General features: G+C 68.8%; 10 protein-coding genes and 1 pseudogene. 4 read left to right on the plus strand and 7 right to left on the minus strand.

Annotated features, from left to right (window positions below; all coding sequences use genetic code 11):
• Nucleotides 1-136: 136 nt before the first annotated feature.
• A complete protein-coding gene (locus ACFZDJ_RS36990) occupies nt 137-2,236 on the plus strand; it encodes a DUF1996 domain-containing protein (RefSeq protein WP_391065976.1) in 2,100 nt (699 codons plus the stop codon).
• A 125-nt stretch (nt 2,237-2,361) separates the two neighbouring features.
• Here the strand turns inward: ACFZDJ_RS36990 and glpK are convergent, their stop codons facing one another.
• Nucleotides 2,362-3,876 (minus strand): glycerol kinase GlpK, encoded by a 1,515-nt coding sequence (glpK, locus tag ACFZDJ_RS36995; RefSeq protein WP_390933908.1) that lies wholly within the window; start codon nt 3,874-3,876, stop codon nt 2,362-2,364.
• A 39-nt stretch (nt 3,877-3,915) separates the two neighbouring features.
• Nucleotides 3,916-4,683: an IclR family transcriptional regulator C-terminal domain-containing protein gene (locus ACFZDJ_RS37000; protein WP_390933907.1), complete on the minus strand. Its 768-nt coding sequence runs from the start codon at nt 4,681-4,683 to the stop codon at nt 3,916-3,918.
• Between the two features lie 198 nt (nt 4,684-4,881).
• Here ACFZDJ_RS37000 and ACFZDJ_RS37005 point away from each other — a divergent pair, with 198 nt between their 5' ends.
• Entirely contained in the window at nt 4,882-5,307 is a 426-nt protein-coding gene (locus ACFZDJ_RS37005; RefSeq protein ID WP_168505067.1) for an ATP-binding protein, read from the plus strand.
• Between the two features lie 64 nt (nt 5,308-5,371).
• On the opposite strand, the gene sbnB is transcribed toward ACFZDJ_RS37005, so the two are convergent.
• The 4 genes and pseudogenes from sbnB to ACFZDJ_RS37025 all read right to left on the minus strand — a co-directional run bounded on the left by sbnB (nt 5,372) and on the right by ACFZDJ_RS37025 (nt 12,673).
• Nucleotides 5,372-6,406, minus strand: coding sequence for a 2,3-diaminopropionate biosynthesis protein SbnB (gene sbnB, locus ACFZDJ_RS37010; protein WP_391065555.1), 1,035 nt, complete (start codon nt 6,404-6,406; stop codon nt 5,372-5,374).
• A gap of 32 nt (nt 6,407-6,438) precedes the next feature.
• The gene (locus ACFZDJ_RS37015; RefSeq protein ID WP_391065557.1) at nt 6,439-7,452 is read right to left on the minus strand and encodes a TauD/TfdA family dioxygenase; all 1,014 of its coding nucleotides are present in this window, start codon (nt 7,450-7,452) and stop codon (nt 6,439-6,441) included.
• A 58-nt stretch (nt 7,453-7,510) separates the two neighbouring features.
• Nucleotides 7,511-9,991 (minus strand): annotated as a pseudogene (locus tag ACFZDJ_RS37020) (amino acid adenylation domain-containing protein); the annotation flags it as partial.
• A 36-nt stretch (nt 9,992-10,027) separates the two neighbouring features.
• On the minus strand, nt 10,028-12,673 hold the full coding sequence (locus ACFZDJ_RS37025; RefSeq protein WP_391065560.1) for a Pls/PosA family non-ribosomal peptide synthetase: 2,646 nt from the start codon (nt 12,671-12,673) through the stop codon (nt 10,028-10,030).
• 464 nt (nt 12,674-13,137) lie between these two features.
• On the opposite strand from ACFZDJ_RS37025, the gene sbnA reads away from it, so the two are divergent.
• Nucleotides 13,138-14,124: a 2,3-diaminopropionate biosynthesis protein SbnA gene (gene sbnA, locus ACFZDJ_RS37030; RefSeq protein WP_390933903.1), complete on the plus strand. Its 987-nt coding sequence runs from the start codon at nt 13,138-13,140 to the stop codon at nt 14,122-14,124.
• 51 nt (nt 14,125-14,175) lie between these two features.
• Here the strand turns inward: sbnA and ACFZDJ_RS37035 are convergent, their stop codons facing one another.
• Nucleotides 14,176-14,490, minus strand: coding sequence for a helix-turn-helix transcriptional regulator (locus tag ACFZDJ_RS37035; RefSeq protein WP_075029483.1), 315 nt, complete (start codon nt 14,488-14,490; stop codon nt 14,176-14,178).
• Between the two features lie 120 nt (nt 14,491-14,610).
• On the opposite strand from ACFZDJ_RS37035, the gene ACFZDJ_RS37040 reads away from it, so the two are divergent.
• Nucleotides 14,611-15,030: an arsenate reductase ArsC gene (locus ACFZDJ_RS37040; protein WP_390933902.1), complete on the plus strand. Its 420-nt coding sequence runs from the start codon at nt 14,611-14,613 to the stop codon at nt 15,028-15,030.
• Nucleotides 15,031-15,041 lie beyond the last annotated feature (11 nt).

Consider the following 15,041-nt stretch of genomic DNA (forward strand, 5'->3'; position numbering starts at 1 on the left):
CTACGAGGCTGCTGTGAATTCGTGCGGCGTTTGAACGCTACCGGGCCCGCCTGCGTATGGGACGGGGGATTTCCATGCCTGGCCTGCCACGGGACGTAGGAGTACACACGTGAGACGCAACACGCGCAGACGCCCCATGGGGGCACAGCGTGCGACTTTTGCCGCAGCCGCACTGATATTGGGCGGAGGCGGGCTGGTAGCGGTCAATGTCTACGCTTCAGCGACCGAGAGCGGCTCTGGTGGTGCGCCCGGTCAGGCGAACCCGAGCAACCAGACCTGGTCGGGAGCCGCCACGATCGACTGTCCGGACGTGGGCAGCAAACTCGCCGAGGTGCCACAGCAGGCGAGGGCGGACGTCGACAAGGAACTCGCGCTCCTCGACCAGCAGATCTCCGAGGCGTACGCACGAATGACCTCGGAGCAGCAGGCCCAGGCGCAGGACGCGAACTTCGCCCAGAACGCGATCCTCGGTCCGCTGAAGGAGAAGCGGGGAGCGGTCATCGACCGCATCAAGACCGCCTTCAAGAACGCGGGCGCCGAAGCACCGAACTCGCTCGACGCTCTGGCCACCTGCACCGCGGTCCCCGCGGACCAGTCCCAGAACAACGCCGGTGGCCAGAACGGCAACGGTCAGCAGCAGAACGACAACGGCGGCCAGAACGGCGGGCAGCAGAACGGCGGCCAGCCGGGCGGTGGCGCGAGCACCGTCAGCGGTCCCGTCGCAGCGGACTTCGTGGACATCACGAAGGTCCAGCCGAACGTGCCGCAGAAGCCGGGCAGTGGCGGCAACGCCTCGACCGGTACGTTCACCAGCGCGTGCGGTGTGAACGCCAACAAGAAGTTCAACACCGACAACGTGATCGTCGCCCCCGGTGTCACCAACGGTGCCCACCACCTGCACGACTACGTCGGCAACCAGTCGAACGACGCGTTCGCCACGAACGACGATCTCGCCAAAGCCGCGACCACGTGTCAGAACCAGGGCGACAAGTCCACGTACTACTGGCCGGTGCTCCGAGTGCAGGACGGTACGCAGGAGTTCGACGCCGACAAGAACGGCGGCGGCCTGGAGGGCAACGTCGGAAAGGTCCTGCAGGCCAAGCAGGCGCAGATCGAGTTCATCGGCAACCCGCAGAGCAAGGTCGTCGAGATGCCGACGTTCCTGCGCATCATCACGGGCGACGCGAAGGCGTTCACCAACGGCCCCGCGAACGCCAACGCCCACTGGAGCTGCACCGGCTTCGAGGACAAGGTGCAGCTGACGGACAAGTACCCGATCTGTCCCCAGGGCAGCAGCGTGGTGCGGTCGTTCGCCTTCCAGAGCTGCTGGGACGGTCAGAACATCGACAGTGCCAACCACCGCACGCACGTCGCCTTCGCCGACGCCAACGGCAACTGCGCGGGCGGCTTCAAGGCGATCCCGCAGCTGACGATGCGCCTGGTCTACGACGTTCCGGCGCCGACCCTCGAGAACGGCCAGGTGAAGAACCCGTACGCCGTGGACGGGTTCCCGGAGCAGGTACACAAGGCGATCACCGACCACGACGACTTCATCAACGTCTTCGACGCATCCCTCATGCGGGAGATGGTGGACTGCATCAACGCCGGGCGACAGTGCGGCGACGGTGCCGGCGGCGGTGGCGGTGCTGGTGACGGCGGCGGTGCTGGAGGCGGCACCGGCGGCGGTGCCGGTACGGGTGAGCCGTCGCAGGGCGAGCCGTCACCGAGTCCTGACGCCTCGTCCGGCGGCAACGACGCGACGGCCTCCGCCACCCCCACGGATACGCAGACCGCGCAGCCCCCGGCCAACACGCCGGTCACCACCGAACCGACGCGCGGCGGCCAGACCACAGACACCGGCACCGGCACCGGCACCGGCACCGGCACCGGCCACACTGTCGTCGTGCCCAAGGCGGACACGTCACCCTCGGCCTCGGCGAGCGACACGGCCGCCGCGCCGCAGGACGGCGCGCACGAGCACCACGGCAGCGAAGCGACCCACCGCGCGCAGACGCCGGCCGCGGGCGCGGACGCCCCGTCCACGCAGGCGACAGCGCAGGACCCGTCGCAGGCAGGTTCACAGTCGCAGTCGCAGTCGCAGTCGCAGACCGAACCGCAGGCGGTCACCGGCGATCTGGCCGACACCGGCACGAACCTCTGGCCGGCCGCGGGCGGAGGGGTTCTCGTGATCGCGGGCCTGGTGCTCCTGCGCCGCATCCGGCGCAGCTCCGTGTAGCACCCCCGGGCCGCACACACCGCGCCGCCCGTACCCGCACGCCGCGGGTACGGGCGGCGCGGTGTCCGGCGTTCCCGGCCGCCCACTGACCGGCACTCCGGCTCACTGTCGACATCGCCCGGGAATCACCTGGACCTCGGCGGTTCGATCCACCCCAGCGACCGCTCGACCGCGCGCTGCCAGTCGCCGTATTCCAGGTCCCGCCGCTCGGGGTCCATGTCTGGCAGCCACTGGGCGGCCCGGTGCCAGTTACGGCGCAGCACCTCCAGGTCCGGCCAGTAGCCGGAGGCGAGCCCCGCGGCGTAGGCGGCGCCGAGGGAGACCGTCTCGGCGACCATGGGCCGCACCACGGGCACATCGAGCACATCGGCCACGAACTGCATGAGCAGGTTGTCCGCTGTCATGCCTCCGTCCACCTTGAGCTCCTTCAACGCGACCGAGAAGTCGGCGTTCATGGCGTCGACGACCTCGCGCGTCTGCCAGCCGGTGGCCTCCAGGACGGCTCGGGCCAGGTGTCCCTTGGTGATGTAGGAGGTGAGACCGACGATGACACCGCGTGCGTCGCTGCGCCAGTGGGGTGCGAAGAGACCCGAGAACGCGGGGACGATGTAGCAGCCGCCGTTGTCCTCGACCGTCCGCGCGAGTGTCTCGATCTCCGGCGCGCTGCTGATCAGTCCCAGACGGTCACGGAACCACTGGACCAGTGAGCCGGTGACGGCTATCGATCCTTCCAGGGCATAGGCCGGGGGCTGGTCCCCGATCTTGTAGGCGACGGTCGTGAGGAGTCCGTGCCGGGACCGCACGAGATCGGTGCCGGTGTTGAGCAGCAGAAAGCTGCCCGTTCCATACGTGCACTTCGCCTCACCCGGTGTGAAGCAGGTCTGGCCGAACAGGGCGGCCTGCTGATCACCGAGGGCTGCCGTGATGCGGACACCCGGGAGGACCGAGCGGGCGTCCCCGTAGCCCTCGGCCGAGGACCGGATCTCGGGCAGCATGGGGCGGGGCACCCCGAAGAACTCCAGAAGCTCCTCGTCCCAGGTGAGCGCCCGGATGTTCATCAGCATGGTGCGACTGGCGTTGGTGACGTCGGTGATGTGCAGGCCACCGTCCGCGCCCCCGGTGAGGTTCCAGATCAGCCAGCTCTCCATCGTGCCGAACAGCACCTCGCCGTCCCTGGCGCGCTGGTCCAGTCCGTTCACATGGTCGAACAGCCAGCGGATCCGCGGTGCCGAGAAGTAGGTCGAGGGGGGCAGACCGCAACGCTCGAGAAAAAATTCGTCCCCGGGCTGGTTTCTCAGGTCCTCGACGAGCGGTGCCGTACGCGTGTCCTGCCAGACGATCGCCCTGCCCAGCGGGGCACCCGTCCGCCGGTCCCACAGCACCGTCGTCTCGCGCTGATTGGCGATACCGATGGCAGCGATCTCTCCCGCACCGACACCGGCGTCGGAGAGCGCCTCGGGCATGATGCGTCGCAGATTGCGCCAGATCTCGACGGCGTCGTGCTCGACCCAGCCGGGCCTGGGGAAGTGCTGCTGATGCTCCCGCTGGACGACCGACACCAGCCGCCCGTGGTGGTCGAACAGAATGCATCGGGTGGAATTGGTGCCCTGATCGATGGACATCACATACCGTTCAACCATGATCGGGTCTGCCTTCCGATGTGTCGAGGAGGCGGGGTCTTACTGGCGTGCTGCTCCCAGATCTCTGGAGATCGCCCGTGCGGCCTCGCGGAGCAGGGTGATCAGGTTCGGCCGGGGACGGCTGTGGTTGTCGCAGATCCGCTCGACCGGGCCGGAAAGGCCGACGGCGCCCACGACGAGGCCGCCGTGCCCCCGGATCGGCGAGGCGATACCGGCTTCCCCCATGCTCATTTCCTGGATCTCCGCGGCCCAGCCGACTTCCCGGACCTCGGCGAGCGCCCGGGTGAGCTTCTCCGGTACGACCAGGGTGTGCCGGGTGTAGGCCTCCAGCCCGGCTTCCGAAGCCGACTCGAGGGTCGCGGTCCCGTACGCCAGCAGCACCTTGCCCAGCGAGGATGCGTGCAGAGGCAGCAGCGAACCCACGTCCAGGGTCTGGAGGGTGTCGTCCGGCCGGAACACGTGGTGGATCACGAGGACCTGGCCCTCGAAGGGGGTGCCCAGGCGGACCGCTTCCCCGCTACGGGCGGCCAGGGCATCGGCCCAGTTGATCGAGCGCGACCGCAGCTCATTGATGTCGAGGTAGCTGGTGCCGAGGTGCAGCAGCGCCGCACCGAGCTGGTACTTTCCGGTCGACGCGTCCTGCTCCACGAAATCCACGTGCTGGAGGGTGCGCAGAATGCCGTGCGCCGTGCCCTTCGCCAGCCCGAGCGAGGCCGCCACCTCGCCGAGCCCGAGTCGACGGGGCCCACCAGCGAGCAGACGCAAGATCGCCGCCGCCCGTTCGATCGACTGGACTGGGCCGGCCATGAGCCGAGCCTAGTACCGCCACGGAGGGTTCGCTTCACGTGCAGGCCGCCACCGGTTCACCACCGGGTGAAGGTGAGCGTTCGGTAATGGCGACCGCCGTTCATTGACCGGACTCACTTCGCTTCCTAACGTTCACAAAGGCCCGGCAAGGCGCGCTGAGGCTCGGCAACCCGCCGACAGCGCTCCGGAGGAGAAGACATGGCGGCACAGCTCAATACGATGCTTCGGGAGGCGGTCGAACACGTCGGTCCGCTGCCCCACGTCGCCGAGGTCGTCTCGGCCGCACGTCGGCGTGTGAAGGCAGTCCTCGCCGACTGGAACGTGTCCTGCGAGATCGCCGAGGACTGCCTCCTGGTGGTCTCGGAGCTGCTCACCAACGCGATCGTCCACGCCCTGCCCCCGGCGGAGCTGCGGCTGTCCTGGGTACGGGCCGAGGGGCTCAGCACTCTGCGCGTCGAAGTCACCGACGCGGGATCCGCGCTTCCAGCCGGACAGTCACCCCCGGGAATCGATCCGGACGAGCACGGCCGCGGCCAGGAGATCGTCCATGCGCTGGCGACTCGGCACGGCATACGTGTCCACTCCGGCGGGATCACCCGGTGGGCCGACCTGGTCTCAGCGTGAATACGTACATCTTGTTGACGAGAATGCATGTGTCACTCCATGTGAAATGACCTCCGCCGGCCGGTCAGCCGTGTCGGCGCAGGTCGCGGAAGAAGTCCTCGATGACGTGGAGCTGCCCGGAGCGGGCCGTCTCGTCGTAGACGAATTTGCCGACAGCGAGGTCGAGCACTCCGAGCCCGAAGGGTGAGAACACCAGGGGGCGGTCGGTGGGCGGTGTCACTCGGCCGGTCATGACGTCGGCGAGTGTTCCGTGCAGGAAGTCTCGGTTGCCGGTGAGCTGCTCGGCCAGATGCGGGGACGTGTCGGCCTTGAGGCAGTGATCGACGTCGTCGACGATGTTGGCCGAGGCGAGGATGATCTCGGGTGCGAGGTCACGCAGGGACACATGCAGGACCAGGGGGTTGTGCTCGAACCAGGCCGGGTCGCTGATGTGCGGCTCCCCCGCGATGGTGGCGAAGACGACGAGGTCGCTGGAGCGGATGAGTGCCTCGGCACTCTCGTGCACGATGACCTGTCCCGGGGTGCCGCTCCGTTGGACGTGGTCGCGGAAACCGGCGGCGCTGTCGCCGGACAGGTCGTGGATGCCGATCTCCTCGAAGGACCATCCCTGGGCGGTCAGGAAGGTGTGGATGTAGCGGGCGATCAGGCCCGTCCCGAAGAACCCGATGCGGGTGGGGCGCAGCCGGTTGCGGGTGAGGTGGTCAGCGGCCAGGGCCGCGGACGCGGCGGTTCTGGTGGCGCTGATGATGGAGCTTTCCAGGCAGGCGAAGGGGTAGCCCGTGTCGTGGTCGTTGAGGATCAGGACCGCGGAGGCCCTGGGGATGCCGGCCTGGACGTTGTCGGGAAAGCTGGAGATCCATTTGAGGCCGTCCACCCTTGCCGGTCCGCCGATCGAGGCGGGCAGCGCGATGATCCGGGCGGAGGGGCGGTCGGGGAAGCGCAGGAAGTAGGACGGGGGGTTGACCGACTCTCCGGCGGCGTGCAGGTGATAGGTGGCCTCGACGAGGTCCACGATCTGCTTCTCCCGGTCGTGAAGGGCGTCCTGGACCTGGGCGCCGGAGATCACTGCGAACGTCGGCACGAGGTGCGGCTGGGACATGACGGGCTCCATTGCGTGGGAACGGACAGTGGTCATACGTCACTCACCTCGCCGGTCGGCGGCCACGCGGCCCGGCGCAGCGGCTCGGCCATGGCGACGAGGACCTCTCGTGGTCCCTGGAAGGCCTCTCTGCCGTGCGCGGTGCGCACGTTGTCGACGAGCATGAGGTCGCCGGCCTGCCACGGCTCGTGGGCGGTGTGGGCGGTGTAGGTGTCGTTGAGAAGTCGGACGATGTCCGGGCCGATGGGGTCGCCGCCTCCGAAGCGGGTGTTGAACGGCAGCCCCTCGGCGCCGTGGACGTCGATGAGGTACTCGCGGATCTCGGGTTCGATCGTCCATTCGTTGAGAAAGGCAATCTGGTTGAACCAGCAACGTCGGCCGGTGACCGGGTGGGTCGTCACGGCGGGGCGGCGCTGTCGGGTACGCAGGCCCCCGTCGGGTTGCCAGGCGAATTCGATGGCGTTGGTACGGCAGTAGTCCTCCACGGCGGCCCGGTCGTCGGTGCCGAAGGCTTCGGTGTAGGGGGCGCCGATCTCGTCGTTGTAGGTGCGGGTGAGCAGCCAGCCCTCCTGTTCGAAGCGGCGCACCAGCTGGGTGGGCAGTGCGTCGAGGACGGTGGACGCGTCGGCGACGGCGGTGGCTCCGCCGGTGGCGGGTGCGGTCAGGCAGGCGAACAGCATGAGGCCGGGGGGCCGGAGGGTGTAGCTGAGTTCGTGGTGCATGCACATCGGCTGGTTCGGCGGCCATGCCGAGGAGGAGTACACGCCCGGTGTGTAGGTCCGGCGGGGGGCGAAGGCCTCCCTGTCGGTCATCAGGGCCGGAGCCAGGCCATGGAGGACGGCGCAGGCCTGGTCCGCGTCGCGCAGCCGCAGGCCGCGGACGAGGACCGCGCCGTGTTCGGTGGCGAGGGTGCGCAGTGCCTGCCGGTGTTCGGCGGCCCAGGCGGGGGCGTCGGCGGTGTCGGTGTCGGTGTCGACGTGCAGGATCGGGGGCTTGCCGGGGTGCAGGTCCACCTCGAGAAGGGACGACGGAGTCGCGTACGGCATGGTGCTGTTCCTTTCGATTCGATGTCGGTCAGGCGGTGGTCAGTGGTGCGGTCGCATGGCGTTGGGGTCCGTTGTCGACCAGAGCCGCGAGGTCGGTGAGGACCGGGTGCGCGGTGACGTCCTTGAGGGACACGGCGCGGTCCAGGGCGATGGCGAGCTTCACCGCCGAGAGGGAGGTGCCGCCGCGCTCGAAGAAGTGGTCGCGGCGTCCGATCCGGTCCTGCGGGACGCCGAGGACCTTCGCCCAGGCGGCCGCCAGGCGCTGCTCGGTCGGGGTGGCCGGCGGCTGGTGGTCGTCGGTGGTGGCGGGTTCTTCGGCGAGTGCCGCCAGTGCCTTCTTGTCGATCTTGCTGTTGGCGGTCAGCGGCAGGCTTTCGCGCCAGTGGAAGGCCGCGGGGACCATGTAGGCGGGCAGTGAGGCACCCAGCCGGTCGATGAGGGTCCCGGTGTCGAGGGGCTTCGGGCCGGAGTAGAAGGCGACCAGGTGCTTGCTCCGGTCGGCGCCTTCGACCGTCACCACCGCACCGTCGCGGACACCGGGGAGACGGAGCAGGGTGTTCTCGATCTCGCCGATCTCGATCCGGAACCCGCGGATCTTGACCTGGGCGTCGCGGCGGCCGAGGAACTCCAGCTTTCCCGAAGGGTGCCAGCGGCCGTGGTCGCCGCCGAGGTAGAGCCGTGTGCCTTCGCGGTGCGGATCGACGAGGTAGGCCGCCCGGGTGAGTTCGGGGTCGTTGATGTAGCCGCGGCCGACGCAGACCCCGGAGAACGCGATCACGCCCGGGGCGCCCAGGGGCACCGGGGTGAGGTGTTCGTCGACGACGTAGACGCGCACGTTGTTGACCGCGCGGCCGAGCAGGATGCGGTCCGGCGCCCGGTCCATGACCTCGTGGTTGGTGTCGTCCGAGGTCTCGGTGAGCCCGTAGGCGTTGACCAGCTTGATCCCGGGCTGGACGGCGAACCAGCGCTCCGTGAGCTCCTTCTTCAGCGCCTCGCCGGTGACCGACACGTACCGCAGGTCGGGCAGCGTACGGGGGCGCTGTTCGAGCTCCGTCAGGACGGCTTCGAGGTAGGAGGGCACGACCTGGAGAACGGTGACCTCGCCGTCGGTGAGGGTGTCGAGGAAGCGGGGTACGTCGAGGATGACGTCCTGTGCCACCAGGAGGGTCCGCCCGCCGACCAGCAGCGCGCAGACCAACTGCCACAGGGAGATGTCGAAGCACTGGGGCGCGGTCTGGGCGACCACCTGTCCCTCACCGACCTGGAGGTCGTCGATCTTGGCGTAGAGGTGGTTGAGCATGCCCGCGTGCTCGCACATCGCGCCCTTGGGCTCACCGGTGGAGCCGGAGGTGAAGTAGATGTAGGCGAGTTGGTCGGGCGTGACCGGGATGCCGAGATCACCTTCGGGGTGGTCTTCCGCGTAGGCCGTGTCGACGAGGAGCCTCTCGGTTCCGGGCAGGGAGTCGAGGGCCTGGTCGAGGGTGGTGGTGCTGCCGGGTTCGGTCAGCACCAGCGTGCATGCGGCGCGGGAGAGGGTGGCGGCGATGCGTTTGGCCGGGAAGTGCGGCTCGATGGGGAGATAGGCGCCTCCGGCCTTGAAGACCGCGATGACGGCGGCCAGCCAGTCCAGGTTGCGTTCGGTCACCACCGCGACGACGCCTTCGCGGCCGAGCCCACGGGCTACGAGGGCGCGGGCGAGCCGGTTGGCCCGGGCGTTGAGCTCCCCGTAGGTCCACTGCCGGTCGGCGTGCACCGCGGCGACGGCGTCCGGATGCTTCCGCACCCGGTCCTCGAACAGCTCATGCATCCGCGCGTCGGGCAATTCCCGTTCCGGGCCTGCCAGTTGGTCGAGCTGGAACCGCAACTCCTCGGCGGACAGCAGGCTCTGGCGTGTGTGCTCGGCATCGGGGTCGGCGGTGATCAGCGCGAGCGCGGTCAGGTGGTAGCCGGCGATACGGGCGGCGCTGTCGGCGTCGAGCGCGTCGGTGCGGTAGCGCAGCCGCAGTACGAGCCGCCCGTCGTGGTGACCGACGCCCACTCGCAGCGCGGTGTCCTCGGTGAGGTCTCCATCGATCGCGTCGGGGTCGAGGACGGTCTCGAACAACGGCCCGGTCAGGCCCAGTTCGCTCCGCAGAGCGTCGATGCCCTCGGCCGGGACGTCCTGGTGTGCCAGGAGTTCGGTGGCGGCCTGGTGGGTGTGGTGCGACAGCTCGCGCCAGGAGGCGGGTGCGGTGGTGAGCCGGCACGGGAGTGGGCTGCCGCCCGGGGTGACGTAGCCGGTGGTGATCTCCCGCTCTCCGGACAGTGCAGCGAGCACCTTGGCGTGCGCGGTCAGCAGGAGCGAAGGCAGTGGTACCGCCAGCTCCGTCGTCAGTCGGCGCAGCCCGGTCACGGTGTCGTCGGGGACCGGCGTCTGGTACTCCCCCACGCCGGGCACCGGCTGAAGGGTCCAGCGTGGGGCGGGGGTGAAGCCGCCGGCTGTCAGTACGCCGCGCCAGTACTCGCGGCCGGTCCGGGTGGGACTCACATGCGTTGCCATCGGGTCTTTCCTCTGCTTGTCGGCGGTGTCGCGGTGTCAGTGGCCGAGGGCCGGGGCTGCCTGCGTGGCGTGCTGTCCCTGACCGGCTTCGACCTGGGTTTTGTGGTCCGGCATTTCCCGGGCCGGGTTGCCTCCCCACTGGGCGTGCGAGGGGATTTCCTCGCCCTTCATGAGGAAGGAGTCGGGGGCCAGCGCGGCGCCGTCCGCGATCGTCACGCCGTAGTGCACGAAGGCGCCGACCCCGAGGGTGCAGCCGCTGCCGAGGACACTGCGGTCGGACTTGAAGGCGCCGTCCTCCTGCGAGTGGCACTGGACCACGGTCCCCGCGTTCAGCGTGCTGTCGTCGCCGACGGTGACGAGGGTGCGCTCCGGGAAGAAGCAGCCGTCGTCGAAGACCCGCTTGCCGATCCGGGCCCCCAGCAGCCGCCAGATCACGTTCTTGAACGGGGTGCCGTCGAAGGCCTGGATGTAGTGGACCGAGGCCATCTTCCAGAAGCGTTCGTGGCGCCAGAAGGGGGGTTCGTAGATCGAGCAGTACAGCGGCTTCTGGGCCTTGAATCCGGTGGAGGCCCGCTCGACGAGCGCGAAGTGCACGACGGTGTACGTGAGGGTGAGGACACTGGCCAGTGCGATCGCCAGGGCGCCGAACGAGGGGTAGAGGTCGACCGCGCCCATGGTGATGAGGGTGATCACGAAGAGGTGGATCAGCCGCGCGAGCAGGTACAGGCCGGCGGTCGCCGCATTGTGCTTGTTCTTGGCGGCCAGGCGGCGGCGCAGTTCGTCGCCGGTCTCGAGGTGGTTGAACCGGTTGTCGCGCATCACCGTGCGCGGGATCTCGAAGCTGGGTGAGCCCAGCAGGCCCACGCCTTCGCGTACGGGTCCGTCGATGGGGACCATGACCTTCGTCGCGAGCAGGCAGTTGTCTCCGGTCCTGCCCTGCGCGGGGTAGGCGATGCGGTTTCCGAGGAAGCTGTGCGGCCCGATCGACGTGCGGGACACGCAAAAGGACGTGCTGGAGAAGTCGGCGTTCATGATGGACAGTCCGTCGGCGATCATGGTGCCGGTGCCGACCGAGCTCAGGTACGGGTTCTCGTGCTGCACTTCGGTGCCGAAGTTCGAGCCGGTCTGCTCGACGCGGGACAGGTCGTATCCGAGGTAGCGCAGGTAGTGGACGATGCCGGAACTGTCGCCGAAGAGCGTGGTGAGGGACTTCCTGTTGGTCATCACCGCGATCGCCCGCTGGATGCCGTAGTGGAAGCCGTACAGCGGATAGACCTTGCCGGGTTCGATGGCCCGGCTCAGGAGACGCGGCACGGTACCCACGACGAGGAGGCCGGCGAGCAGGGATCCGAAGAGGACGATCCCGGAGGCGATCAGGGCGTCGACGTAGAACGCCGGGCTGGCCATCGGCTGCGGGTTCAGGAGCGTCTGAAGCTGCGGGAGACCGGTGAGCAGGGCACTGACGCCGCCCAGCGCCAGCGGCAGGTACACCGCCAGCAGGCTCAGCAGCTGCACAGCGCCGTACGCGGTCCTTTTGGTCGTCGGGCAGTCGGCGGGGCCGACCCTCCGGTAGTCCACCTCGGTCGGCTGCGCCGGAGAGCCGTGTCGGCGTTCGCCGGCGGGCACCACCTGGCCGGTGTGCAGGGAGGAGGAGTGGCCCAGCTGGGCGCCGTCGCCCATCGAGGTCTCGATGTCGAGGACCGTGTGCTCGCTGACGAGCACGTCGCTGCCGAGGGTGACCGGGCCGGTCTGGATCACGCCGGCGTGGGCGCGGTAGCAGGACAGCAACACGTCCTTACGGATGATCGTGCCGTCACCGACGGTGAGCAGGTCGGTGCAGACCGGGATCGTGTGGGAGAGGATCGTGACGCCCTTGCCGATCCGTGCGCCGAGCGCCCTGAGGTAGAGCACGTAGAGCGGTGAACCGGCGAACAGACGCACGGGGCTGGTGCGGATCAGCGTCTTGACGACCCAGAAGCGCAGATAGGCCATGCCCCACAGGGGAAACTCCCCGGACCGCCAGCGGCCGACGAGCGTCCACTTCGCCACGATCGGCAGGGCGCACAGGCCGAGGAAGCCCGCGCCGGCGAGCAGGACGGACCGCAGGTAGAGGTCGAGCAGGCCTGATCCCGCGGAGATCCACGCATGACCTTCCTCGACGGCCAGGGCGACAAGGCAGGAATAGCCCAGGAAGATCAGGAACTGCAGCACTCCACAGACGATGTAGCGCCGTGTACGAACCGCCGCCGGCGCCTCGGCCCGCGCCGTCCGCTCGGCCGATGCCCGTACGTCGGTCGGTGTCCGCGCCGGTGACGGCGCCTCCGCGGACGGGGACGGAACGGGGGCGGGCGCGGCCTCGACGAGCGCGGTGGCCAGGCTCCGGATGGTGGGGTGCCGATAGATGTCCTTCATCGACACCGCCGGCAGGTCCCCCCGCTTCCTGACCCGCGCGCAGAACTGGGCCATCACCAAGGAATCGGCACCCAGGTCGTTGAAGAAGTGGCTGTCGGCCGGCACCTGCTCGACGCGCACGACGCCGGCCAGCACGTCGGCGAGCAGCCTTTCGGTGTCGGTCGCCGAACCGGCGTCCCCGCCCGCATGGAGTGGCGGGATGTCAGCCGGTTCGGCCGTCAAGACCTCGACGGATTTCTCTAGCACGTGAGCTCCTCGATGACATTTCATTCAGCGTCGGTCGGTACGGACGGATTCGTGATGTCCGCGCCTCTCCAGTAGGCCCGGCCGGGGGCTTCGTGTCCTGCCCCTGCATTTCGGGGCTTGACGAAGCGCATCGGTCTTGATAGTCCGGCCATTTTGCCCGTCGCCGCCCCGTGATCCCTTGCTTTCCGTGCGCGTCGCGCAGGCTTACGACCACGTCTCACAGGCACCCGTTCGATCCGCGGGAAATCACCCGGGAATTGCGCTGAACGGCCCCGGCTCGCCCGGTCACGGGTGCTTTCACGCGAAGAGGGCGTGTGTCAAGTCCCGAATTTCGGTGGCATGACAGGGCTGCCCGGATTCGGGCGTACTGGAGGCGTTCCGGCGACTCGCAACTCACCGCTCCGAATTACTCTCCGGGCCGCACCCGGACGGATCAGCGGCAGGAAGACCGGAAGGCAATCCCCATCCCTGCAGTGAAGGAGACGACCATGCCCGTCATATCCGTCCCCCAGGACTTCAACGAGGACGATCTCTTCGTCGACGTTGAGGGAATCTTCGGGCGCCCGCTGTTCCTCAAGTGCGAGGGCTTCAATTTCGCCGGTTCGATCAAACTCAAGGCCGCCACCGAAATGGTCGAGGCCGCCGAACGCGACGGCCTGCTGACGGCGGGCTCGGTTCTGGTCGAGTCGTCCTCCGGCAACCTGGGCGTGGCCCTGAGCATGATCGCGGCCGCCAAGGGCTACCAGTTCCTGTGCGTGACCGACTCCCGCTGCAACCTGGCGACCCGGCTGATGATGGAGGCCCTGGGAGGCCAGGTCCACGTCATCACCGAACCCGACCCCGTCGGCGGCTTCCTCGGCGCGCGCATCGACCACGTCCGCGCGCTGTGCGCCTCCGACGACCGCTATGTGTGGCTCAACCAGTACACCAACCCCAATAACGGCATGGCCCACTACCGCAGGACCGCACCGGCCATCGCCCGGCAGTTCCCGGACCTGGACGTGCTGTTCGTCGGGGCCGGCACCACCGGGACACTGATGGGCTGCGCGCGCTACTTCCGCGAGTGGCACCGCCCGGTGCGCATCGTGGCCGTGGACAGCGTGGGTTCCGTGACGTTCGGGGGTGAGGCCGGCCGGCGGATGATTCCCGGCCTGGGCGCCAGCAGACGCCCGCCGATGCTGGACGAGTCCTATGTGGACGACGTGGTGCGCGTGGCGGAGACCGACACGATCGGGGCCTGCCACCGGCTGGCCGGCCGCGGGTTTCTGTTCGGAGGGTCCACCGGCACGGTGGTCAGCGGCGCGATGGACTGGCTGGCCCGGCACGAGGGGCGGGAGTTGACCGCGGTGGCCATCGCCCCGGATCTGGGTGAGCGGTATCTGGAGACCATCTACCAGACCAACTGGGTGCAGGACCTGTACGGCGAGGACGCCGTCGACTCCCAGGCGCTGACCAGCGCGTCCCAGGCGGCCTGACCCCGGGTCCGTTCAGCGCCCCGCATCCAGGGGAACAACACTGACGACGAGTCAGGGGCAGGACCGCTTGGTGTTGTTCTCGGCGGTGGTGCGCGCGGTTTCGGCGAAGTCGGCGAATCGACCGGCCAGGGCGGCGAGGGCCTCGGGCCTGAGCCGGTAGTAGACGAACCGGCCGCACGGCTCCGTCTCCACGATCCCGGACTCGCGCAGCACCTTCAGATGGTTGGAGAGATTGGTCTGCTTGGCGCCCGTCTCCTCGATCAGGTGCGTGGTGCAGAGCGTCTCCCGGGCCAGGAGGGTCACGATCCGGAGCCTGAGCGGGTCGGCCAGGACCCGCATCAGATCGGCATCGGCTGACGTTAGCATGGGCTGATACTGTCACATCACTCGAGGCTGATACGAGTTCCGGCCGGCGCCGACCAGCGTTCACGCCCTCCGGGTCCGCACTCACCCCCGTACGACCCGTTGACCGCGAAAGAAGTACCGATGTCTGCCACTCCGCTCGCCTCCGTGCTGTTCGTCTGTGTGCACAACGCCGGGCGTTCACAGATGGCAGCCGGCTTCCTTTCGCATCTCGCGGGCGATCGGATCGAGGTCCGCTCGGCCGGCTCGATCCCGGGCGAGCAGGTCAACCCGGCCGCGGTCGAGGCCATGCGGGAGGTCGGCGTCGACATCGCCGGCCGGCAGCCCAAGCTCCTCACCACCGAGGCCGTCCAGGCGTCCGATTACGTGATCACCATGGGCTGCGGCGACGCCTGCCCGGTCTTCCCCGGCAAGAAGTACCTCGACTGGGCCCTGGAGGACCCGGCAGGCAAGGGTGTGGAGTCCGTGCGCCCCGTCCGGGACGAGATCAAGGCCCGCGTCGAGAAGCTGATCAGCGAGATCGATGCCCAGCAGGAGACGTGAGGCCGTCGGTC

Origin of the sequence: Streptomyces sp. NPDC007896 (assembly GCF_042959425.1) — a bacterium.
GTDB lineage: Bacteria > Actinomycetota > Actinomycetes > Streptomycetales > Streptomycetaceae > Streptomyces.

Coding starts and splice junctions, on each gene's coding strand:
- ACFZDJ_RS37040 (WP_390933902.1), top strand. CDS start 14,611: ATGTCTGCCACTCCGCTCGCCTCCGTGCTGTTCGTCTGTGTGCACAAC.
- ACFZDJ_RS37005 (WP_168505067.1), top strand. CDS start 4,882: ATGGCGGCACAGCTCAATACGATGCTTCGGGAGGCGGTCGAACACGTC.
- ACFZDJ_RS37000 (WP_390933907.1), bottom strand. CDS start 4,683: ATGGCCGGCCCAGTCCAGTCGATCGAACGGGCGGCGGCGATCTTGCGT.
- ACFZDJ_RS37035 (WP_075029483.1), bottom strand. CDS start 14,490: ATGCTAACGTCAGCCGATGCCGATCTGATGCGGGTCCTGGCCGACCCG.
- sbnA (WP_390933903.1), top strand. CDS start 13,138: ATGCCCGTCATATCCGTCCCCCAGGACTTCAACGAGGACGATCTCTTC.
- sbnB (WP_391065555.1), bottom strand. CDS start 6,406: ATGTCCCAGCCGCACCTCGTGCCGACGTTCGCAGTGATCTCCGGCGCC.
- ACFZDJ_RS37025 (WP_391065560.1), bottom strand. CDS start 12,673: ATGAAATGTCATCGAGGAGCTCACGTGCTAGAGAAATCCGTCGAGGTC.
- ACFZDJ_RS37015 (WP_391065557.1), bottom strand. CDS start 7,452: ATGCCGTACGCGACTCCGTCGTCCCTTCTCGAGGTGGACCTGCACCCC.
- glpK (WP_390933908.1), bottom strand. CDS start 3,876: ATGGTTGAACGGTATGTGATGTCCATCGATCAGGGCACCAATTCCACC.
- ACFZDJ_RS36990 (WP_391065976.1), top strand. CDS start 137: ATGGGGGCACAGCGTGCGACTTTTGCCGCAGCCGCACTGATATTGGGC.